General features: G+C 32.2%; 16 protein-coding genes and 1 pseudogene. 3 read left to right on the forward strand and 14 right to left on the reverse strand.

The window, feature by feature from the left end; all coding sequences use genetic code 11:
• Nucleotides 1–51: 51 nt before the first annotated feature.
• The 11 genes from CD135_RS09025 to CD135_RS09075 all read right to left on the reverse strand — a co-directional run bounded on the left by CD135_RS09025 (nt 52) and on the right by CD135_RS09075 (nt 10,405).
• A complete protein-coding gene (locus CD135_RS09025) occupies nt 52–1,014 on the reverse strand; it encodes an LCP family protein (RefSeq protein ID WP_103269280.1) in 963 nt (320 codons plus the stop codon).
• 251 nt (nt 1,015–1,265) lie between these two features.
• Complete coding sequence (locus CD135_RS09030) at nt 1,266–1,568, reverse strand: hypothetical protein (RefSeq protein WP_017000816.1); 303 nt, start codon at nt 1,566–1,568, stop codon at nt 1,266–1,268.
• Nucleotides 1,569–1,621: 53 nt separating this feature from the next.
• Entirely contained in the window at nt 1,622–2,044 is a 423-nt protein-coding gene (locus CD135_RS09035; protein ID WP_103269281.1) for an HTH domain-containing protein, read from the reverse strand.
• A 158-nt stretch (nt 2,045–2,202) separates the two neighbouring features.
• Nucleotides 2,203–3,057: a MurR/RpiR family transcriptional regulator gene (locus tag CD135_RS09040; protein WP_103269282.1), complete on the reverse strand. Its 855-nt coding sequence runs from the start codon at nt 3,055–3,057 to the stop codon at nt 2,203–2,205.
• Between the two features lies 1 nt (nt 3,058).
• Nucleotides 3,059–4,495, reverse strand: coding sequence for a PTS transporter subunit EIIC (locus CD135_RS09045; RefSeq protein ID WP_103269283.1), 1,437 nt, complete (start codon nt 4,493–4,495; stop codon nt 3,059–3,061).
• Nucleotides 4,496–4,512: 17 nt separating this feature from the next.
• Nucleotides 4,513–5,397 (reverse strand): N-acetylmuramic acid 6-phosphate etherase, encoded by an 885-nt coding sequence (gene murQ, locus CD135_RS09050; RefSeq protein WP_103269284.1) that lies wholly within the window; start codon nt 5,395–5,397, stop codon nt 4,513–4,515.
• Between the two features lie 4 nt (nt 5,398–5,401).
• Nucleotides 5,402–6,448 (reverse strand): MupG family TIM beta-alpha barrel fold protein, encoded by a 1,047-nt coding sequence (locus tag CD135_RS09055; protein ID WP_103269285.1) that lies wholly within the window; start codon nt 6,446–6,448, stop codon nt 5,402–5,404.
• A gap of 192 nt (nt 6,449–6,640) precedes the next feature.
• Nucleotides 6,641–7,024, reverse strand: a complete 384-nt coding sequence (gene panD / locus CD135_RS09060) for an aspartate 1-decarboxylase (RefSeq protein WP_103269286.1) — start codon at nt 7,022–7,024, stop codon at nt 6,641–6,643.
• A gap of 184 nt (nt 7,025–7,208) precedes the next feature.
• The gene (locus CD135_RS09065) at nt 7,209–7,919 is read right to left on the reverse strand and encodes a helix-turn-helix domain-containing protein (protein WP_167543684.1); all 711 of its coding nucleotides are present in this window, start codon (nt 7,917–7,919) and stop codon (nt 7,209–7,211) included.
• A gap of 238 nt (nt 7,920–8,157) precedes the next feature.
• Nucleotides 8,158–9,417 carry an oligosaccharide MFS transporter gene (locus CD135_RS09070; RefSeq protein WP_103269288.1) on the reverse strand — a complete coding sequence of 420 codons (1,260 nt, stop codon included), beginning with the start codon at nt 9,415–9,417 and terminating at the stop codon, nt 8,158–8,160.
• Nucleotides 9,410–10,405 carry a glycoside hydrolase family 43 protein gene (locus CD135_RS09075; RefSeq protein ID WP_103269289.1) on the reverse strand — a complete coding sequence of 332 codons (996 nt, stop codon included), beginning with the start codon at nt 10,403–10,405 and terminating at the stop codon, nt 9,410–9,412. The genes CD135_RS09070 and CD135_RS09075 overlap by 8 nt, the downstream gene beginning before the upstream one ends.
• Before the next feature lie 290 nt (nt 10,406–10,695).
• Between CD135_RS09075 and CD135_RS09080 the strand changes: the two genes are divergently transcribed.
• The 3 genes and pseudogenes from CD135_RS09080 to CD135_RS09090 all read left to right on the forward strand — a co-directional run bounded on the left by CD135_RS09080 (nt 10,696) and on the right by CD135_RS09090 (nt 13,558).
• Nucleotides 10,696–11,199, forward strand: coding sequence for a GNAT family N-acetyltransferase (locus CD135_RS09080; protein WP_103269290.1), 504 nt, complete (start codon nt 10,696–10,698; stop codon nt 11,197–11,199).
• A gap of 31 nt (nt 11,200–11,230) precedes the next feature.
• Entirely contained in the window at nt 11,231–12,226 is a 996-nt protein-coding gene (locus tag CD135_RS09085) for an LLM class flavin-dependent oxidoreductase (RefSeq protein ID WP_103269291.1), read from the forward strand.
• Nucleotides 12,227–12,344: 118 nt separating this feature from the next.
• Nucleotides 12,345–13,558 (forward strand): annotated as a pseudogene (locus tag CD135_RS09090) (pyridoxal-phosphate-dependent aminotransferase family protein).
• A 381-nt stretch (nt 13,559–13,939) separates the two neighbouring features.
• Here the strand turns inward: CD135_RS09090 and CD135_RS09095 are convergent.
• The 3 genes from CD135_RS09095 to CD135_RS09105 form a co-directional block, all read right to left on the reverse strand.
• Entirely contained in the window at nt 13,940–15,154 is a 1,215-nt protein-coding gene (locus CD135_RS09095; RefSeq protein ID WP_239705424.1) for a CynX/NimT family MFS transporter, read from the reverse strand.
• A gap of 82 nt (nt 15,155–15,236) precedes the next feature.
• Nucleotides 15,237–16,172 carry a carbamate kinase gene (gene arcC, locus CD135_RS09100; protein WP_016999009.1) on the reverse strand — a complete coding sequence of 312 codons (936 nt, stop codon included), beginning with the start codon at nt 16,170–16,172 and terminating at the stop codon, nt 15,237–15,239.
• A complete protein-coding gene (locus tag CD135_RS09105) occupies nt 16,172–16,948 on the reverse strand; it encodes an oxamate carbamoyltransferase subunit AllH family protein (RefSeq protein WP_103269292.1) in 777 nt (258 codons plus the stop codon). Before CD135_RS09105 ends, arcC begins: the two co-directional genes overlap by 1 nt.
• Between the last annotated feature and the right edge of the window lies 1 nt (nt 16,949).

Genomic DNA, 16,949 nt, shown 5'->3' on the forward strand with positions numbered 1-16,949 from the left:
AAATTTGAGGTGCATTTTTTTAAAAAGATTAATATTTTCTAATATTATACTTTATTCCAAACCTAGATTTTCTCTATATGAGTCTACTATATCTCTCTTGCTAGCGTCACTAGGTACAAAGTAATATAATCCATCATCTAAAATTGAATCTTGTCCTTCTAACTGATTACGATCTACATTATCTAAAGCATCATTATATTTAGATCTTAAATCATTTAGTTGTCCAATCTTCATATCTGTTTTAACATTATCACCTAAAGTATCAAAGATTTGATTAATTTTAGGTAAAGATCCTACGCTAACTAATTCATTAGCTAGTGCTTGAATCACTAATTGTTGACGTTCTTGTCGACCAAAGTCTCCACCAGCGCCTTCTTCTTTTCTACTTCTAATAAATGCTAACGCTTCTTCACCATTTAATTTGTATTTTTGGCCTTTAACATATGATTTTCCTTTAACCGTAAACGTAGCATTACTTGTAACATTTACGCCACCTGCATAATCTACTAAATCTTTAACCCCATCCATATTAATTGTTGCATAATGGTCTACCGGTACGTTCATTAATTTTTCTACAGAGTTAATCGCCATTTTAGGGCCACCATATGCATACGCATGGTTAATTTTTTCTACAGAATCATTGCCAACAATTTCCGCTCTAGTATCCCTAGGAATACTAACCATTACAGTTTTCTTCTTATCTGGATTTATAGATAATAAAACGATTGAATCCGAACGCTCTCCTCCACCTTCTGCTGATCTTGTAGAGTCGGAATCAATTCCAAATAAAGCTATCGAAATAGGATCTCCATTAGTATCTACTGCGTTCTTTCTAAGTTCAGATTTATCTCTATCCAGTGGGTTATGTATCGTATTACCTAATGCAAAAAACTTATACACAAAATAGCCAATAATAATTAAAAACGCAATTAATAACACAATAATAATAGTTGTTACAATTTTAAATGCTGCTGATTTAGGTTTCTTTGCAGAACGCTCATATTGATTTGCCACGTATTCTCAGTCCATTCTTATTTTATTTTTTCTTTATTATACATTTATTAGATGTAATTTGCCAATATACACATAATTATTTCACACTATAGATTTCTTTAAAAAATATATAATATTATCATATTAAATGATATATCTTTTTTCTGTAAAATATATACATTTATGTTAGAGTACTTATATAAGTCTACAACGTTACTTATTTAAATTTTTTTAGACATATTAAACGGGAAAGAGGATGAGATTCGGCGATCTCATCCTCTCTTTTTTCTGTTCTTTTTAGATTTATTAGATTTAATAACTTTTGTGGTCATTTGCATATCTTCGTCTTCAGGATATCTAATCCTTACAACATCTCCATAGAAGAGTCTTTCTTCTCCGTATCTTTTACATAAAGATAATTCAGGGTATACTTCTTCTATTTTCGCAATATATTTATAAGATTTATCTCTCTTTAATACATCTATAAAATAGCCAGGTTCTAAATATCTATCTGAACCTGCATTTACAACAAACGAGGTATCATCTAATATTCTTATAATTTCTACTTGTTTCATAATAACACGCTAACTTTCCTTAATTCTTAAAATATGATGTTTATGATGAGCAATTAGTTGACTGATTTTAAAGTTTCATAAAGTTGAAGAACGTTTAGTATAAGATTTCTCTCTTCGTTTCTATCAATTTTCTTAGAATTTATTAATTTTTTAATTGTTTTCTTTTTAACATTACATAATTTGGCAATTGACTTATTTGGTAAATTATACTCTTTTTTCAATGTTTTTTCAATAAAATATTTAGTATACTTTAAAGCATCTTCGTGCTTACCAATAGATTCAAAATAATTTAAACGCTTTTCAATTTCGTTTCTTTGTTTGTCTGTTAAAACACCTTGATTCCCATGCATAAGCAATTCATACTTTTCTTTAGGCAAGTTTAATAGCTTTCTCATTTGCTTATCTTCTAGACTAAATGCATCAATTACATTGTTAATTCTACTGGTGTAATTTTTCTTCTTAGATTTTGCCATCATTATGCACCTCCACTCATAATATATATACCCCGTGACAATCTGTATAAGCGGAGAAAGTGTAATAAATTACTTTCTTTCATCTTTTTCAGTTCTTACATATTATTTAAATACACTGAGAGTCCGGGACATAAATTGTTGTCCCGGACTCTATCAAACATTTATTCTGTATATAATTCAACTGCATCTCTCGTTTTACTCATCGTTATTACATGTTCATCATAATCTCTTGATAAATAGCTATAAAATAATATATCAAGCGTCATCAATTGCGATATAAGAGAACTCGTAGCTGCTAATCTTAAACTTTCTTCTGAACTTGCATCATGTGTTAATTGATAGTCAGATTGTTGTGATAAAGATGAACTTTTTGATTGAGTCAGACTTATTACTTTAACATTATATTTATGTGCAACTTTAGCTAAAGATAATGTTTCACTATTCTCACCAGAGTTAGAAATTCCTATCAAAATACAATCTTTATTATGTGAAGCTATTGCTGTAGCTAAAAAGTGAGTGTCTAAAGAATGAATAACTTGTTTACCAATTCTAGTAAATTTTTGATATAAATCTTGTGCTACTAAACTTGAAGCACCTACACCAAAAACTATAATTGTTTTTGCCTCATATAATTGATTAATAATGGCATTTACACTGTTACTCTCGATTAATTTTTCAGTCATTTCAAGTGTATGTGATGCTCGTGTAATAAGTTTCTTACTAATAGACGATACTGTTTCATCTTGTTTAATTTCTTGATATATACTTTTTTCATGTTGAGGCATATACCTAGAAATAGACAGTTTCAAATCAGTAAAACCTTTAAAATCTAATTTGTGCGTACAACGTATAACGGAAGCAGCACTTGTGTTTGTTATCGTGCCTAACTCCTTAGCGCTTAATTCAATTATCTTTTCAGGATAATCGACAAAGTACTGTGCTATACGCTGTTCTCGTTTAGTTAAGCGAGACATATTTTCTTTAATAAACATAAGTACGTGTTGATGTTCGCTCATATTAATCCTCATCCAATTCTTGTGGTGCTGTCATTTCTTTGTTCGTTCCAAATAAATATGTGAAAATAAAGCCTCCTAAATAAGCTGCTAATAAACCTGCAATATATCCTACATACATATTATGAGATATTAACGGTATAAGGGATACGCCACTCGGCCCAATTGCACTTGCACCAATATGTCCGATGGCGCCTATAACTGCACCTCCGACTCCACCACCGATACAAGCTGTAATAAATGGTCTACCTAGAGGTAAAGTTACCCCGTAAATCAATGGTTCTCCAATTCCTAAAATTCCTACTGGTAGAGCACCTTTTAGAAGGTTAATGATTTTTTTATTTTTTCTACATCTAACCCATAGGGCAAATGCTGCACCTACTTGACCTGCACCAGCCATAGCAAGTATTGGTAATAAGTAAGTAGCACCTGATTGATTAATCATTTCTATATGAATTGGTGTTAATACTTGATGCAATCCAAACATAACTAAAGGTAAGAACGTTGCACCTAATATAAATCCACTAAATGCTCCACCTATATTTAAGACCCAATCAATTACGCCTAACAAGCCGTTAGAAATAAAACCTGCTATAGGCATGATTACAAAGATTGTTCCTAACCCCATAATAAATAATGTAATCGTCGGAGTAACAATAATATCTACAGCAGTCGGTACAATTTTGTGTAATTTTTTTTCAATTAAAGATAGCAACCAAACAGCTATAATAACCCCAATTACACCACCTTGCCCTGCTTCAAGTGGTTCGCCATTAAAAATATTTTTCAGTGGACTTTCTAGATCCATGCCAGTCAACATAGTTGTACCACCAATTACACCACCTAAGCCAGGTGTTGCACCAAATTCTTTTGCAGCATTAATACCTACATAAATGACTAAATAAGCAAAAATACCATCTTTTATAATATTAAATACTAATACAAATTGTTCCCATGATGCTCCATCGATTGTGCCGGCTGTTAACAGGTTAGAAAGTACAGCAGAAATACCACCAATTAAACCGGCACCCACAAATGCAGGAATAAGAGGTACAAAAATATTAGCTATCGATCTCAACACTCTTTTGAAAGGTGTTTGATTTTTCTTGTTAATATTTTGTTTAAACAGATCCGCTTCTTGTTCTACTTTCTCTTTATTACTTTGATTTTTCTTAATTGTTTCGCCTAGTGGTACGCCAATAATAGTACTCATTTCATTGGCTACTTTATTTACAGTCCCCGGTCCAACTACCACTTGAATCATATCATCTTCTACAACCCCCATCACACCTTTGATATTTTTTAAACCTTCAATATCAACTTTAGTGTAGTCGACGATACTCATTCTAACCCTTGTCATACAATGAATGACTTTTTCTAAATTGTCTTTCCCCCCAACTTTATCAAGTATCTCTTTGGCCATTTCTTTTTCTTTAGACATATACATACACCCCTTGTTTACGTATTTCTCACAAACCCTTTAGCTTTTTCTAATTTCTGAATGGCTTCTTCTTTACTCACATTGTGCATGCCCATAACAATTGCCACTTTTACTTGTTCATCGCTTTCTTCAAAAAGTTTCTGGCTTTCTTCATATGAACACCCTAAAACTTCTTGAATCATATTAATAGCACGTTGTACAAGTTTTTTGTTGGTTGGTTTAACATCAATCATTAAGTTTTCATAAACTTTTCCTATACCAACCATCGCACCAGTTGAAATCATATTTAAAATGAGTTTTTGAGCTGTGCCTGCTTTCAACCTTGTTGAGCCTGTTAAAACTTCTGGACCAACATCAACTTGAACCGGAAAATCAGCGTAATTTCCTACTTCTGATTGTTGATTACATGTTACACAACCAGTAGGAACGCCTATGCTTTGGGCGTATTTTAATCCACCTATAACATATGGTGTTCTTCCACTAGCAGCAATACCTATAACCGTGTCATTTTCGTTTATATTTAAATTTCTTAAATCTTGTTCCCCTAATTCTAAATCATCTTCAGCCCCTTCTACTGCAACCGTCATTGCTTCTGGGCCACCTGCAATTAAACCTATTACGACGTCTGGCGTGACACCAAACGTTGGGACACATTCCGCAGCATCCAATACCCCTAATCTTCCGCTCGTTCCTGCTCCCATGTAAATTAACCTTCCACCATTGTTTAAGCCCGTAATAGCTCTTTTAATCAATTCGGCTATCGCATTATTCTCTAACTTAATTTGCTCGGCTACTTTTTGTTCTTCTGTATTCATCACTTCAACAAATTGTTCTGGCGTTAAAGTATCTAGTTTTGATGAATATTTATTTCTTGATTCAGTAGTTAGTTTTTTTATGTCCATCACATTATCCCCTTTTAATAAATTGGAAAGCCTGTCCAGCACCAATCATATTTATACAATCTAAATTGCTACTAGAAACATGCCCAATAACATTCACGGCTTCATTTGCTTCTAAATCTCTCTTGACGATTTGCAGTTCGTTCATGTATCGCCCATATTTCAAGTTATCTAATGTAACGGTCCCCTTAACTCTTTCAGTCGTATTATCTGGTTTAACTTCCCCTTGAAAACTCATCCTTGCCTCTTCCGCTCTTACTACATCTCTCGCTTTGTCTTTCCTATTATGAAAAATTCTCCCTGTTACATCTTTTAAAGCAGGTGTTTCCTCTTCAATATAAAGACTTACGATTCCATTATTAAAATAATCATGAAATTGATTTATGATATCTAAGTCTATGCTTGTGTCCCCAATACAAACAACGTCGATATCATATTTTAATAATTGATAAGCAGCATATAAAGGATGTATATTTCTGTGTGCTTCAAGTGTTGGTAATCCTCTAAAGATAGGCCCTCTTAATTTAGTACCAGGGACAAATGCCATAATTTTCACATCCGGAAAAACATCCCTTATTTCTTTGTTTTTAGAAATGAAAAACTCATTTTCTAAACCTGTTTCCGGTCGTGGGTAATAATTATGTGCAACCATCACTTTTGATATGTCTATATCTTTAGCTTTAAGTTGATAGAGCAATTCGACAGCGTCAGTACTTGCGTTACATACTACATTAACTTCATTTAATAAAGATATAATATCTTCTATCTCCAATGATATATCTAATCTTATAAAATCTATTCCAGCATCTTTTAAAGTAGTAGGCTTTTTATATGACAATCCTAAAGTCTTAAACGTTTTAGGATTTGCATCTGCAATAATCTCTGCTCTACCATTTACTATTTTATTTAACTCTTTTAATTTGGTTAAATAAAACATTGGATCATCTTCTGGTATTTGCAATGAAGTAAATACATATTTGGCACCTTCATTAAGCATTGTTTCAATATAAGTCTTATCAAATGGTTCTCCTAAATAAACAGAAAAGCCTAGCATTTCAACACACTCCTTATTGGAATCGCTTACATTATCTCACTTTTGGAATGGAATTTCAATATAATATTAAAATATAACTAGAAACGAAATGAAATTACAAAAAGCTTTAAAGTTCAAAATAAAAGTTCTGAACTTTAAAGCTTTTTAGATTAATAATAGTATTAAGGCAAGTATATTCTTGACATAGCCACTTTATAATATGATTTCATTTTCATTCTCATGAATCATTTCAATAAATTCATTACGTTCATTCATTACTGCTACTTTAGGTGATAAATTTTTAGCTTCTTCGTTTGTAACTTGTACGTAATTCATAATGATAATAACATCATCTACTTGAACTAAACGTGCAGCTGCACCATTCAAACAAATCTTACCGCTTCCTCGTTCACCTTCAATTACATAAGTTTCTAATCTTGCACCGTTATTATTATTAACGATTGCTACCTTTTCATTCGGCAAAATATCTACTGCATCAAGAATATCTGCATCTATAGTAATACTACCTACGTAATTTAAATTTGCTTCAGTTACCCTCGCACGATGAATTTTTCCATACATCATAGTTCTTATCATGCTTTTCATCTCCATATGTTTTTTTTTAGTTATTATCATCATACAATTATATTTTCATACGTCAACAATTAAATTCTGAGACGTCTTTCTTCTATTGTATAGTTGTTAGAGTGTATTCAAATATCATAATAAATGAAAAAGCACTAACTCGTTATATATAATTCAACGAATTAGTGCTCAAAATTTATATTAAAAAATATTTATTTCTTTTCCCACCATCTATCATTTTTGGCATACCTGATAGAAAGTGTACGACATCACTTTGGTGAATTGCTATTAACTTATTGTAAGTATCATTTATAAAGTTTAAGTCTTTATTATCCAAATACTTAAGAATCGGACTATAACTCTCATATAACGTACTTATATTTACATTATCTTCAGTTATTTTATTAACTAAATAATCATACAGATAAGTTCTAATTTGACTCTCTTTTCCTTCAATATGAAGGCCAATTTCCAAATTAGATTCAATTTTCAAATCATATTTTTCTAGATCTATACGTATTTGCTTCATATCTTTATCCATTGTGCTTTTTGATATTTCAAGTTCTTCGCATAATTCATAAACTTTTTTAAAACAAGTTTTATCTAAAGCATTTGTTATAATATATTCTCTTCTAAATGCTGGATTATATACTTGTTCTTCTATGTCATCAGAAATTAAAAATTTTAACTTTTCCTCCTCTTTATCCGATAATTTCAAAATATATGAACCACGATTTTTCCCCATTTCGTTAAGCTGATTAAGTAACAAAAATTCATTAATATCTTTCAAATCATTTCGTATAGTTCTTTCAGTCTTTTTGAAAATAATACTTAATTCTTTTGTTGATATACTCTCATTTCTACTAAGAAAAATATTTAAAATATTGAGCGGCCGACTTTTTAACATTTTTAACATCTCCCTTGTTTATATTGTAGTTTTATAATTAAACATTTGTTAGTATTTTTAAATTCATAAGCAATTCGGAAATAATGTAAGCGCTTAAATAAATCTAAGTTATACACTACCATTCAATTTGGTTTTCATTTCGAATTGTAAAAAAGCTGTCTCTTTCAATACAAAAACACTCCATTCAAAGATTTCGCTTTGAATGGAGTGTTTTATTATTATATAATGCTGCTTTATATCACGTCTTATGAATACTTTGTTCATTCAATGATAATGTTGTTAATGGTACTTTGTCTGTTTTCATAAGCATTGCTCCTAAACAAACTAAAACACCGATTATAACTGCCATTACTAAATACGTGTATTGGAATCCTATTTCTACATATAATCTACCGATTACAATTGAGAAGAAAGCGACTCCAAGTTGCTTCGCTACGTTAAAAGCTAACATATAAACTGTTGCTGATAATCTTACATCGAAAACGCTAATTATATATTTCATAATTGAAATAAGCATCAATGGCATTTCAATTGCTGCTAATAATCTAAAGAATGATAATAGCCACACTTCATCTGTAAATGCAGTTCCCACAACTCTAATGAATAATATAACGCCGTATAAAAACAGGCCATTTTTTGCACCTATTCTATTAATAATCCATGGCATAAATACCATCACAATTGCTTCAATGAATATTTGAGTAGATGTAAGTCTACTAAACAGTGTTTCACCTGATGAAGTATCATCAAAGAATCTGATAAAGTAATTAGGAAATTGTTGATCAAATACATCGTATAAACTTGCACTACCGATTATCAATAAACAAAGACCCCAAAAACTTTTGTTTTTAAATAATTTAAAGATACTTTCTTTGTTTACAAAATCTTTTTCATCTTGTACGTTATCGTCTTTTTGATAATTTAGTTTCTTAACTTTAATGCTCCAAAGTATAACACCTAGTAAAAGTGCTGATACTGAACAAACCCAAAAAATGCTGAATGGATTTTTTATAAACATAATTCCACCTATAAACGCAAATGAACCTCCTGCAAGTGAACCGAATAGTCTAGTATGTCCATATTCAAATTTATTGGCACGGCTTGATTTTTCACAATATGCTTCAACCACGCCTACACCACTATATAAACACAAACTTAGGAATGAACCTCCAATAATACTTCCCATTAGCACGTTCATATCTAATAAAGGTATAAATAAATATTCAAAAAACGGTCCAATTAATGCTAAACAAAAAATGACAAATGCAAACAGATACTTTTTCAATCCTAATTTATCTTGAATAATTCCATAAATCGGTTCTAATATAATCGCTACTACTGACATTGTAGCGAATACAATACCCGCTTGTGATGCATCTAAATTAGCTACTCTATTTAGCCAAAGTGGCAAAAAAGTTATTATTAAAGTCCAAATAGCAAAATAAAAGAAATTAATGCCCCCAAATCTCCAGAACACACTATCCTTAAATTTATTCATGGACTTCGCCTCCTAATACTTCCGGAGTTTCTGGTGTCCAACGATTATCTGGTAACGGTACCCCAAACTGAGGGTTATTATTTTCATCCCAATTAATTACCTGAGCTCTAGCATGACGATTAGGGTCAAATAAAGGGTCTCCTTTGATGTTTTGATAATTCCTTGCGTGATAAACGATAATATCATGTTTACCATCTTCAGATTTAGTGAATGAATTATGACCTGGACCATATTGTTTATTTTCAATACTACTTTCAAACACTGGTTTTTTATTTTTAGTCCAAGACTCAGCATTCAGCAAATCACTACTAATATCGGCACTTAACATCCCTACACAATAATCGATACCTGTTGCACTTGCTGAATATGTTAAAAATATTTTTTCATCTTTTATTAAAATAGCTGGTCCTTCATTCACCCAAAAACCTTTGATTTCCCACTCGAATTCAGGAACAGTTAGTAATGTGATTTTACCTTCTAAAGTCCAAGGATTTTTCATTTTAGAAATATAAATATTTGAATGTCCTTTAATGTTTAAATCTTGTTGAGACCAAACATAATAAAGTTCATTATTTAAAGTAAATACTGTTGCATCTAAAGCAAAAGTTTCCCATCCTGTATCAATTTGCCCTTTGTCTACCCATTCACCTTCTAAAATATTATCTGATTCATTTTCTAATACGTACATTCTATGGTTAAAAGTATCATCATCAATATTAGTATTAGGCGCAGCAGCATAATATATGTACCACTTGTTATTAACTCTATGTAATTCAGGAGCCCATATTAATTCGCTCTTAGGTCCTTTGGAATCTTTCAACCATACTGTGTATTCCTTTGCATCTTTCAAACCGTTTAACGAATTCGATATTCTTAAAATAATACGATCATATAAAGGATACGAACCTGTGAAATAATATTGGCCTTCATGTTGTAATACAAATGGATCTGCCCTTTGTAACACTATAGGATTATTTATATCTTCCATAAAAAATGCCTCCCCTTTTTGTAAACGCTTTCTAAAATGATAATATTACATGTACGTACATATGTCAAATGTTATTTTATTGTACGTACACGTTAAAATTTTAATTGTATGGTTGAAATAATAAGAAGCTATATTGAATGTAAGACGTGTATTACAACATTCGGGGGCTATGTAGCAGTGGACCTCGACTTACAACTTTCATAAGGTGCATCATCACATCATAAGCAGATTTTAAAACAATATTTATTTTTAAGTTATACTTTAGTTAAGAGTAAAAGGAGCGTGGTTGAATGAATTATAGATTAGCGACAGTAGAAGATGTTGAAGGTATTATTTACGTATGTTCTGAAGGTTATAAAGCCACATACAAAAACATTCTTCCTCAAAAATATATCACTCAAATTATTAATGAGTTTTATAATAAAGTTCGTGTAACAAATGAAGTTTTAAATATTAATCATTATTGGAATGGTTGGTTTGTAGCAGCAGATAAAGGTAAAATTATTGGAGCTGGTGGTGGAGGTTTTCGTAATGATAGTAGTTCTGAACTGTACGTCCTTTATTTAGATCCTACTCGTAAAAGAGAAGGTATTGGAACAAAATTATTACATAAAATCACAAGCGATCAAATAGAACGTGGTGCAAAAGAGCAATGGGTATCAGTATTAAAAGAAAACTACATCGGGATTCCTTTTTATGAAACAAACGGTTTTCAATTCCAATTTGAAAAACCAATGAACACACTCCCTAAAGAGGAAGGCTATCTTTCATTAAAATACAAACGTAAGTTATAAATAAGATTTATTCATAAAGGAGCGTGGTTGAATGAAACTCAGTGTACTGGATCAGGCACCCATTTCTAAAGGTGACACGCCTGAGGAAACATTAAGGAAGACTATTGAATTAGCTAAATGGACAGAGTCGTTAGGTTATCACCGTTATTGGGTTGCGGAACACCATAATACGAGTGGATTAGCGAGTTCTTCACCAGAGATATTAATGACAAATATAGCCGCTTCGACAAATCAAATTCGTGTTGGTTCTGGTGGTATTTTGTTACCTCAATACAGCCCTTATAAAATTGCAGAAAATGCTAAGACATTATCAGCATTTTTTCCTAATCGTATAGACATCGGATTTGGTAATTCACCTGGTGGTTCGCCTTCTACACAAAAGGCTTTAACGGATAATCACATTAAACCTATTGATGATTTCCCTAGACAAGTTAGTGATCTACAAGGTTTCTTATATAATTCACTTCCCCGAGATCATAAATTCAGACTTGTGAAAGCTGGACCTCGTATCGATAATCCTCCTCCAATGTGGTTATTAGGATTAACTGAAAATGGTGCAAAAAATGCTGCGAATTTAGGAATTGGTTTTGTATTTGGTCATTTTATCAATCCTAAGTATGGAAAAATAGCAATGGAGCGATATTATAATGACTTTAAACCTTCTGTTAGTCAGCAATCACCTTCTAGTATTGTATGTATTTTTGTAGTATGTGCTGAAACTGATGAAAAGGCTGAAGAACTTGCTCTAAGCCAAGATAAATGGTTAATTAATGTTAGCAAAGGTCGAGGGACTAAAGTATTGTCTTCTGAAGAAATCAACGTTGAAGATTTTACAGATGAAGAACAGGATTTAATTAAGAAAAATAGAAAACGTTGTATTATCGGGTCTCCAGAAACAGTCGTAGCAAAATTAAAAGAACTTGAAACATATTATCAAACTGATGAATTCATGATTATTACTAATATTTATAATTTTAAAGACAAGAAAAAGTCTTATAAATTACTTGCGGAAGCAATAACTGAATAATCACAATTTTTAGTCATTTTTAATAAAAGTTATATGCTTTTTTGTATAATTATACAAAAAACTTGAATTAATAATTTGATACAATTAAAAAGGAAAAGTGTAAAGGAGAGAACTTAATATGAGTGAATTGAAAATAGCAAAAAGATTAATTATGACACCAGGTCCTGTAAGTGTGGACCCACGTGTTTCACAAGCAATGAGCAACTCTATACTTGGTCAATTTGATCCGGACTTACAGCTATAATGGATGAAACAATGGAACTGATTAGAAAATCATTTTTAACAGAAAATACATGGTCATTCCCTGTTGATGGTACGAGCAGAGCGGGATTAGAAGCTGTTATTTCAAGTATCGTCGAGCCAGGAGATCGTGTTTTAGTTCCAATTATAGGTAGGTTTGGACATTTATTCGCAGAGCTAGTTCAACGTGCTGGAGGTATCGTACATACTATTGAATGTCCTGTAGGAGAAGTTCTACCACAAGAAGAAATTATTAAAGCATTAGATATCGTAAAACCTGAAGTATTAGCAATTGTTCACGGTGAAACATCTACCGGACGCCAGCAACCTATTGATAAGATTGGTAAAGCTTGTAAAGAACGAGGCGTTTATTCAGTAGTGGATGCCGTTGCTACATACTTAGGTACAACTATACCAGTTGACGAATGGGATTTGGACGCTGTTATTGGCGGTGCTCAAAAATGCTTATCTATACCGTCTGGCATCACACCAATTACTTTCAATGAGCGTTTTAGTGAAGCAATTAATACTAGAAAACGTGTTGAAGAAGGTATTAGAACAAACGAAGAAACAGAGAAAGAAGTTTTCATAAGAAGTAATTACTTTGATTTAACACAACTTCAAGATTACTGGAGTCCTAAACGTTTAAACCACCATACAGAAGCAACAGCTATGGTTTATGCATTAAATGCCGGCTTAAAAATTGCTGTAGGAGAAGGCGTTGAAAATAGAGCTGAACGTCATGCTTACCATCACGAAGGTTTAAAGCTCGCACTAGAAGCACTTGGATTAAAAATTTATGGAGATGCAAACCATGAAATGAAAATGGTCATTTGCGTTGAAATCCCTGAAGGTGTAGAGCCTAACGAATTTAGAAAATCATTATTAGAAAATTACGGTGTAGAAATCGCTGGATCATTTGGCGAACTACAAAATAAAATATGGAGAATTGGCTTAATGGGCTATGTAGTAGAAAAACAAAACATACTTACATTCTTATCTATTTTTTCTTTATTTTTACAACAACAAGGCGTACAAGGATTAAATCCTGTTAAAGCATTAGATACACTTGTTAAATATTATGAATCATAATTTTGATTAAAATAGGTAGTAGGACAGAAATCTCATTTTAATAAATAGATTTCGTAGTCCCACCCCGGCAAGGATGACTATGGTTGAAAAAAGCTTGATATAAGCGCATTTTCAATCCAGTCAGCTACTGCCATTATAATAAAAGAGTCTGAGACATGTATTTATGTCCCAGACTCTTCAACTCTTATTGGATTTTCTTTTTTATTAATCCAAGTACATGCTCTCTTATTGGATTTTCTACAACAATAATCCAAATAACCACACCTTTATTGGATTTTCTATATCATTAATCCAAGTACAACAAAAAACTATTACAATCCCTAATTATAAACAAATACTCCTAATCCGTTAAATCGGATTAGGAGTATTATTTTATAACTTTTATTGATCTTCTACATATACATCTTGTGCTGCTTGTATAGCAAATATAAACGTTAAAACAGATATAACAAGTAATGCGATTATACCTACGTCCCATCCGCCGAAGTAATCATGTAAATATCCAACGAAGAACGGTCCAATTGCTGCAATAAAGTATCCGATAGATTGTCCGAATCCAGACAATGACATGCTACCTGCACTTGTTCTTGCTCTTATTGAGAAGAATGTCATACATATACTGAAACATGCACCCATTCCTAGACCCGCTATAACCATACTAATTGCTAGTAAAACAATTGATTGGCTAAATAGTAAACTGAAGCCAACTAAGAATAGCACCGTTATAATTGTTACGAGTATTTTTTGATTTTTCATTTTAGAAGCAATTATTGGAAATAGAAATGTCATAGGTACTTGTGAAAATTGGTTCAACATAAGGAAATATCCAGCTGTAGTTGGTGATAGTCCTTTATCTATTAGGATGGAAGGGACCCATGCAACTACTGTATAAAACACCATAGATTGAAAGCCCATTGTTAACGCAACAACCCATGCTAACTTTGAAGTTACCATTTTAGGTTTAGGTCCTTGTGCTTTAGCTTGCATTTCTTTAGTAGCTTTAATTTCCTCAGCTTTTCCACCTTTAACTTGAGGCATCCATAATATAAGCGCTAATACTGCTAATATAATCCAAAACGCTAATGACAAACGGAATCCTAATGGTGAGATTTGGGATAAGGGATAACTTAGTCCACCACCCAGACCAGCAGTAAAGTTCATCGTCGCACTATAAATACCGGTGAATAAACCTATTTGTAATGGGAATTTCCATTTCACATAACTAGGTAGACAAACGTTTCCGAATGCGATAGCCACACCAATTAAGATTGTACCGAAAATAAATAAATTAATACCGCCAGATACACGTAAGAATAAACCAATCATTAATAAAATTAGTGCATAAACAATTGCACCTGACATCGTTAACTTAGTAACAACTCTCGATACTAACGGAGATACAATCCCGAATATAAGTAAAGGTATTGTTGTTAAAAATCCAGCCAAACTATTATTGATTTCTAATGTAGATTTAATTGAGTCAACAACCGGACCAACAGAAGTTAATGGTGCCCTTAACGTAGAAGCTACAAATATCATACCTAATAAAACAATCCAAATATCTTTAAAATGATATTTTTTCATTTGTTCTTCCAAATCCTCACCTCCATATAAAATTTTTAGAGTCTAAGACATAAATAATTGTCTCAGACTCTTTCATAATATTGACAGTAGCTGATTATTTTACAATGCGTGTGCCAGCTTTGCCTTCTAAAGCATCTACTGCTTCGCCTAATGAACAAATAATAGCTTCATTACCTGTCTTAGCAAATTCAATAGCAGCTTCAATCTTAGGTAACATACTACCTGCTGGGAATTGTCCTTCGCTCACATATTGTTCAGCTTCTTCAACTGAAATTTGTTCTAATTTCTTCTCATTCTCTTTACCATAATTAATATAAACATTTGGTACATCTGTTAACATCATGAACACGTCTGCTTCTACTTGTTCAGAAAGTTTTAAGCCTGATCTATCTTTATCGATTACAGCTTCTACACCTTCAAGATTTCCTTCTTCATTACGATATACAGGGATACCGCCACCGCCTGAAGAAATAATAATTGATTTACTTAGTAAACTTTTAATTTCTTCAACGCCATGAATAACAAGTGGTTCTGGAGAAGGTACTAATCTGCGGTAACCTCTACCTGCATCTTCTCCCATTGTAAAGCCTTTATCTTGTTCTAGGCTTTTTGCTGTATCTTCATCAAAGAATACGCCTATTGGTTTAGATGGGTTGCTGAACGCTTTGTCATCTTTATCCACTTCTACCATAGTTAATAATGTACTAACGTTTGCATTAATTTTATCTTTATTCAAATGATTTTTCAATGCCATTTCCATCATATAACCAATCATACCTTGTGATTCTGCACTACAAACGTCTATTGGTAATGCTGGAACGTTATCTTTAGCATACTCATTTTGAGCAATAATATTTCCTACTTGAGGTCCGTTACCATGTGTAACAACAATTTCATGGCCTGCTTTTCTTATTTCTATCATTTTCTCTGTAGCTGTTATGACATTGTTGTATTGATTGTCATATGTTGCTTCTTGTTTAGGTTGTAAAATAGCATTTCCGCCTAAAGCAAGCACGACTCTTTTACCCATTAATTCCACTCCTTCTGTAAAGCTAGAGAAATACCATAAAGTGTATCCATTCCTGAGGATGAATCAACTGATATTAATTCTTTTATCGCTTTTTCCGATGCTTCATGTTGAAGCTTTGTAATTTTCGAACTAAACAACCCGTCTAAAGCACAATTTAAAAAGGCTTCACTAACGACTGTTGTAAGATGTTCATTCAATAATTGTTTTAATTTTAATAAATTTGATGTCTCTATAAATGGTGTTAATTTATTTGGAAAAAGTATTCCAGTTATAATATCATCACCTGTTGGCGTCAGACCTTGTCCTCTACCAATGTAATATCTTAAATAAGGTTCAATATCTACTTCTTTCGAGCTCAGTGCTACTAAAAATTCATCTATTTTTGAACTTGTAAATTCTGATTCTTCATAATCTGCAAAAGAAAATTTATCCAATTGTTCTTTTAATAACGGTACATTACATTGATCAAAATCTTGTTCTAAATCGAGCACATCAACTTTCCAGTTTAACTTTAAATGATTAATGTTTAAGGTATGATGTTGAACTTTCAGTTGTGCCCCAATCTCAATTTCAGAAATGAGCTGATCTCTCGTAAATGAATCGACAAGTATACCGAAAGGGAACCGACCATTTTCGTCAGTACCTATGAATATTAAATCTTGTTGATCCGTTATGATATTAAAGCCTTTTTTAAATATACTGTGCACATAAAAAGCATCATGCTTTCTTAATAAATCAAGTGCGACACTACCTGTCGCACTTGCATTTAAAATCATC

This window comes from Mammaliicoccus lentus (assembly GCF_002902755.1).
GTDB lineage: Bacteria > Bacillota > Bacilli > Staphylococcales > Staphylococcaceae > Mammaliicoccus > Mammaliicoccus lentus.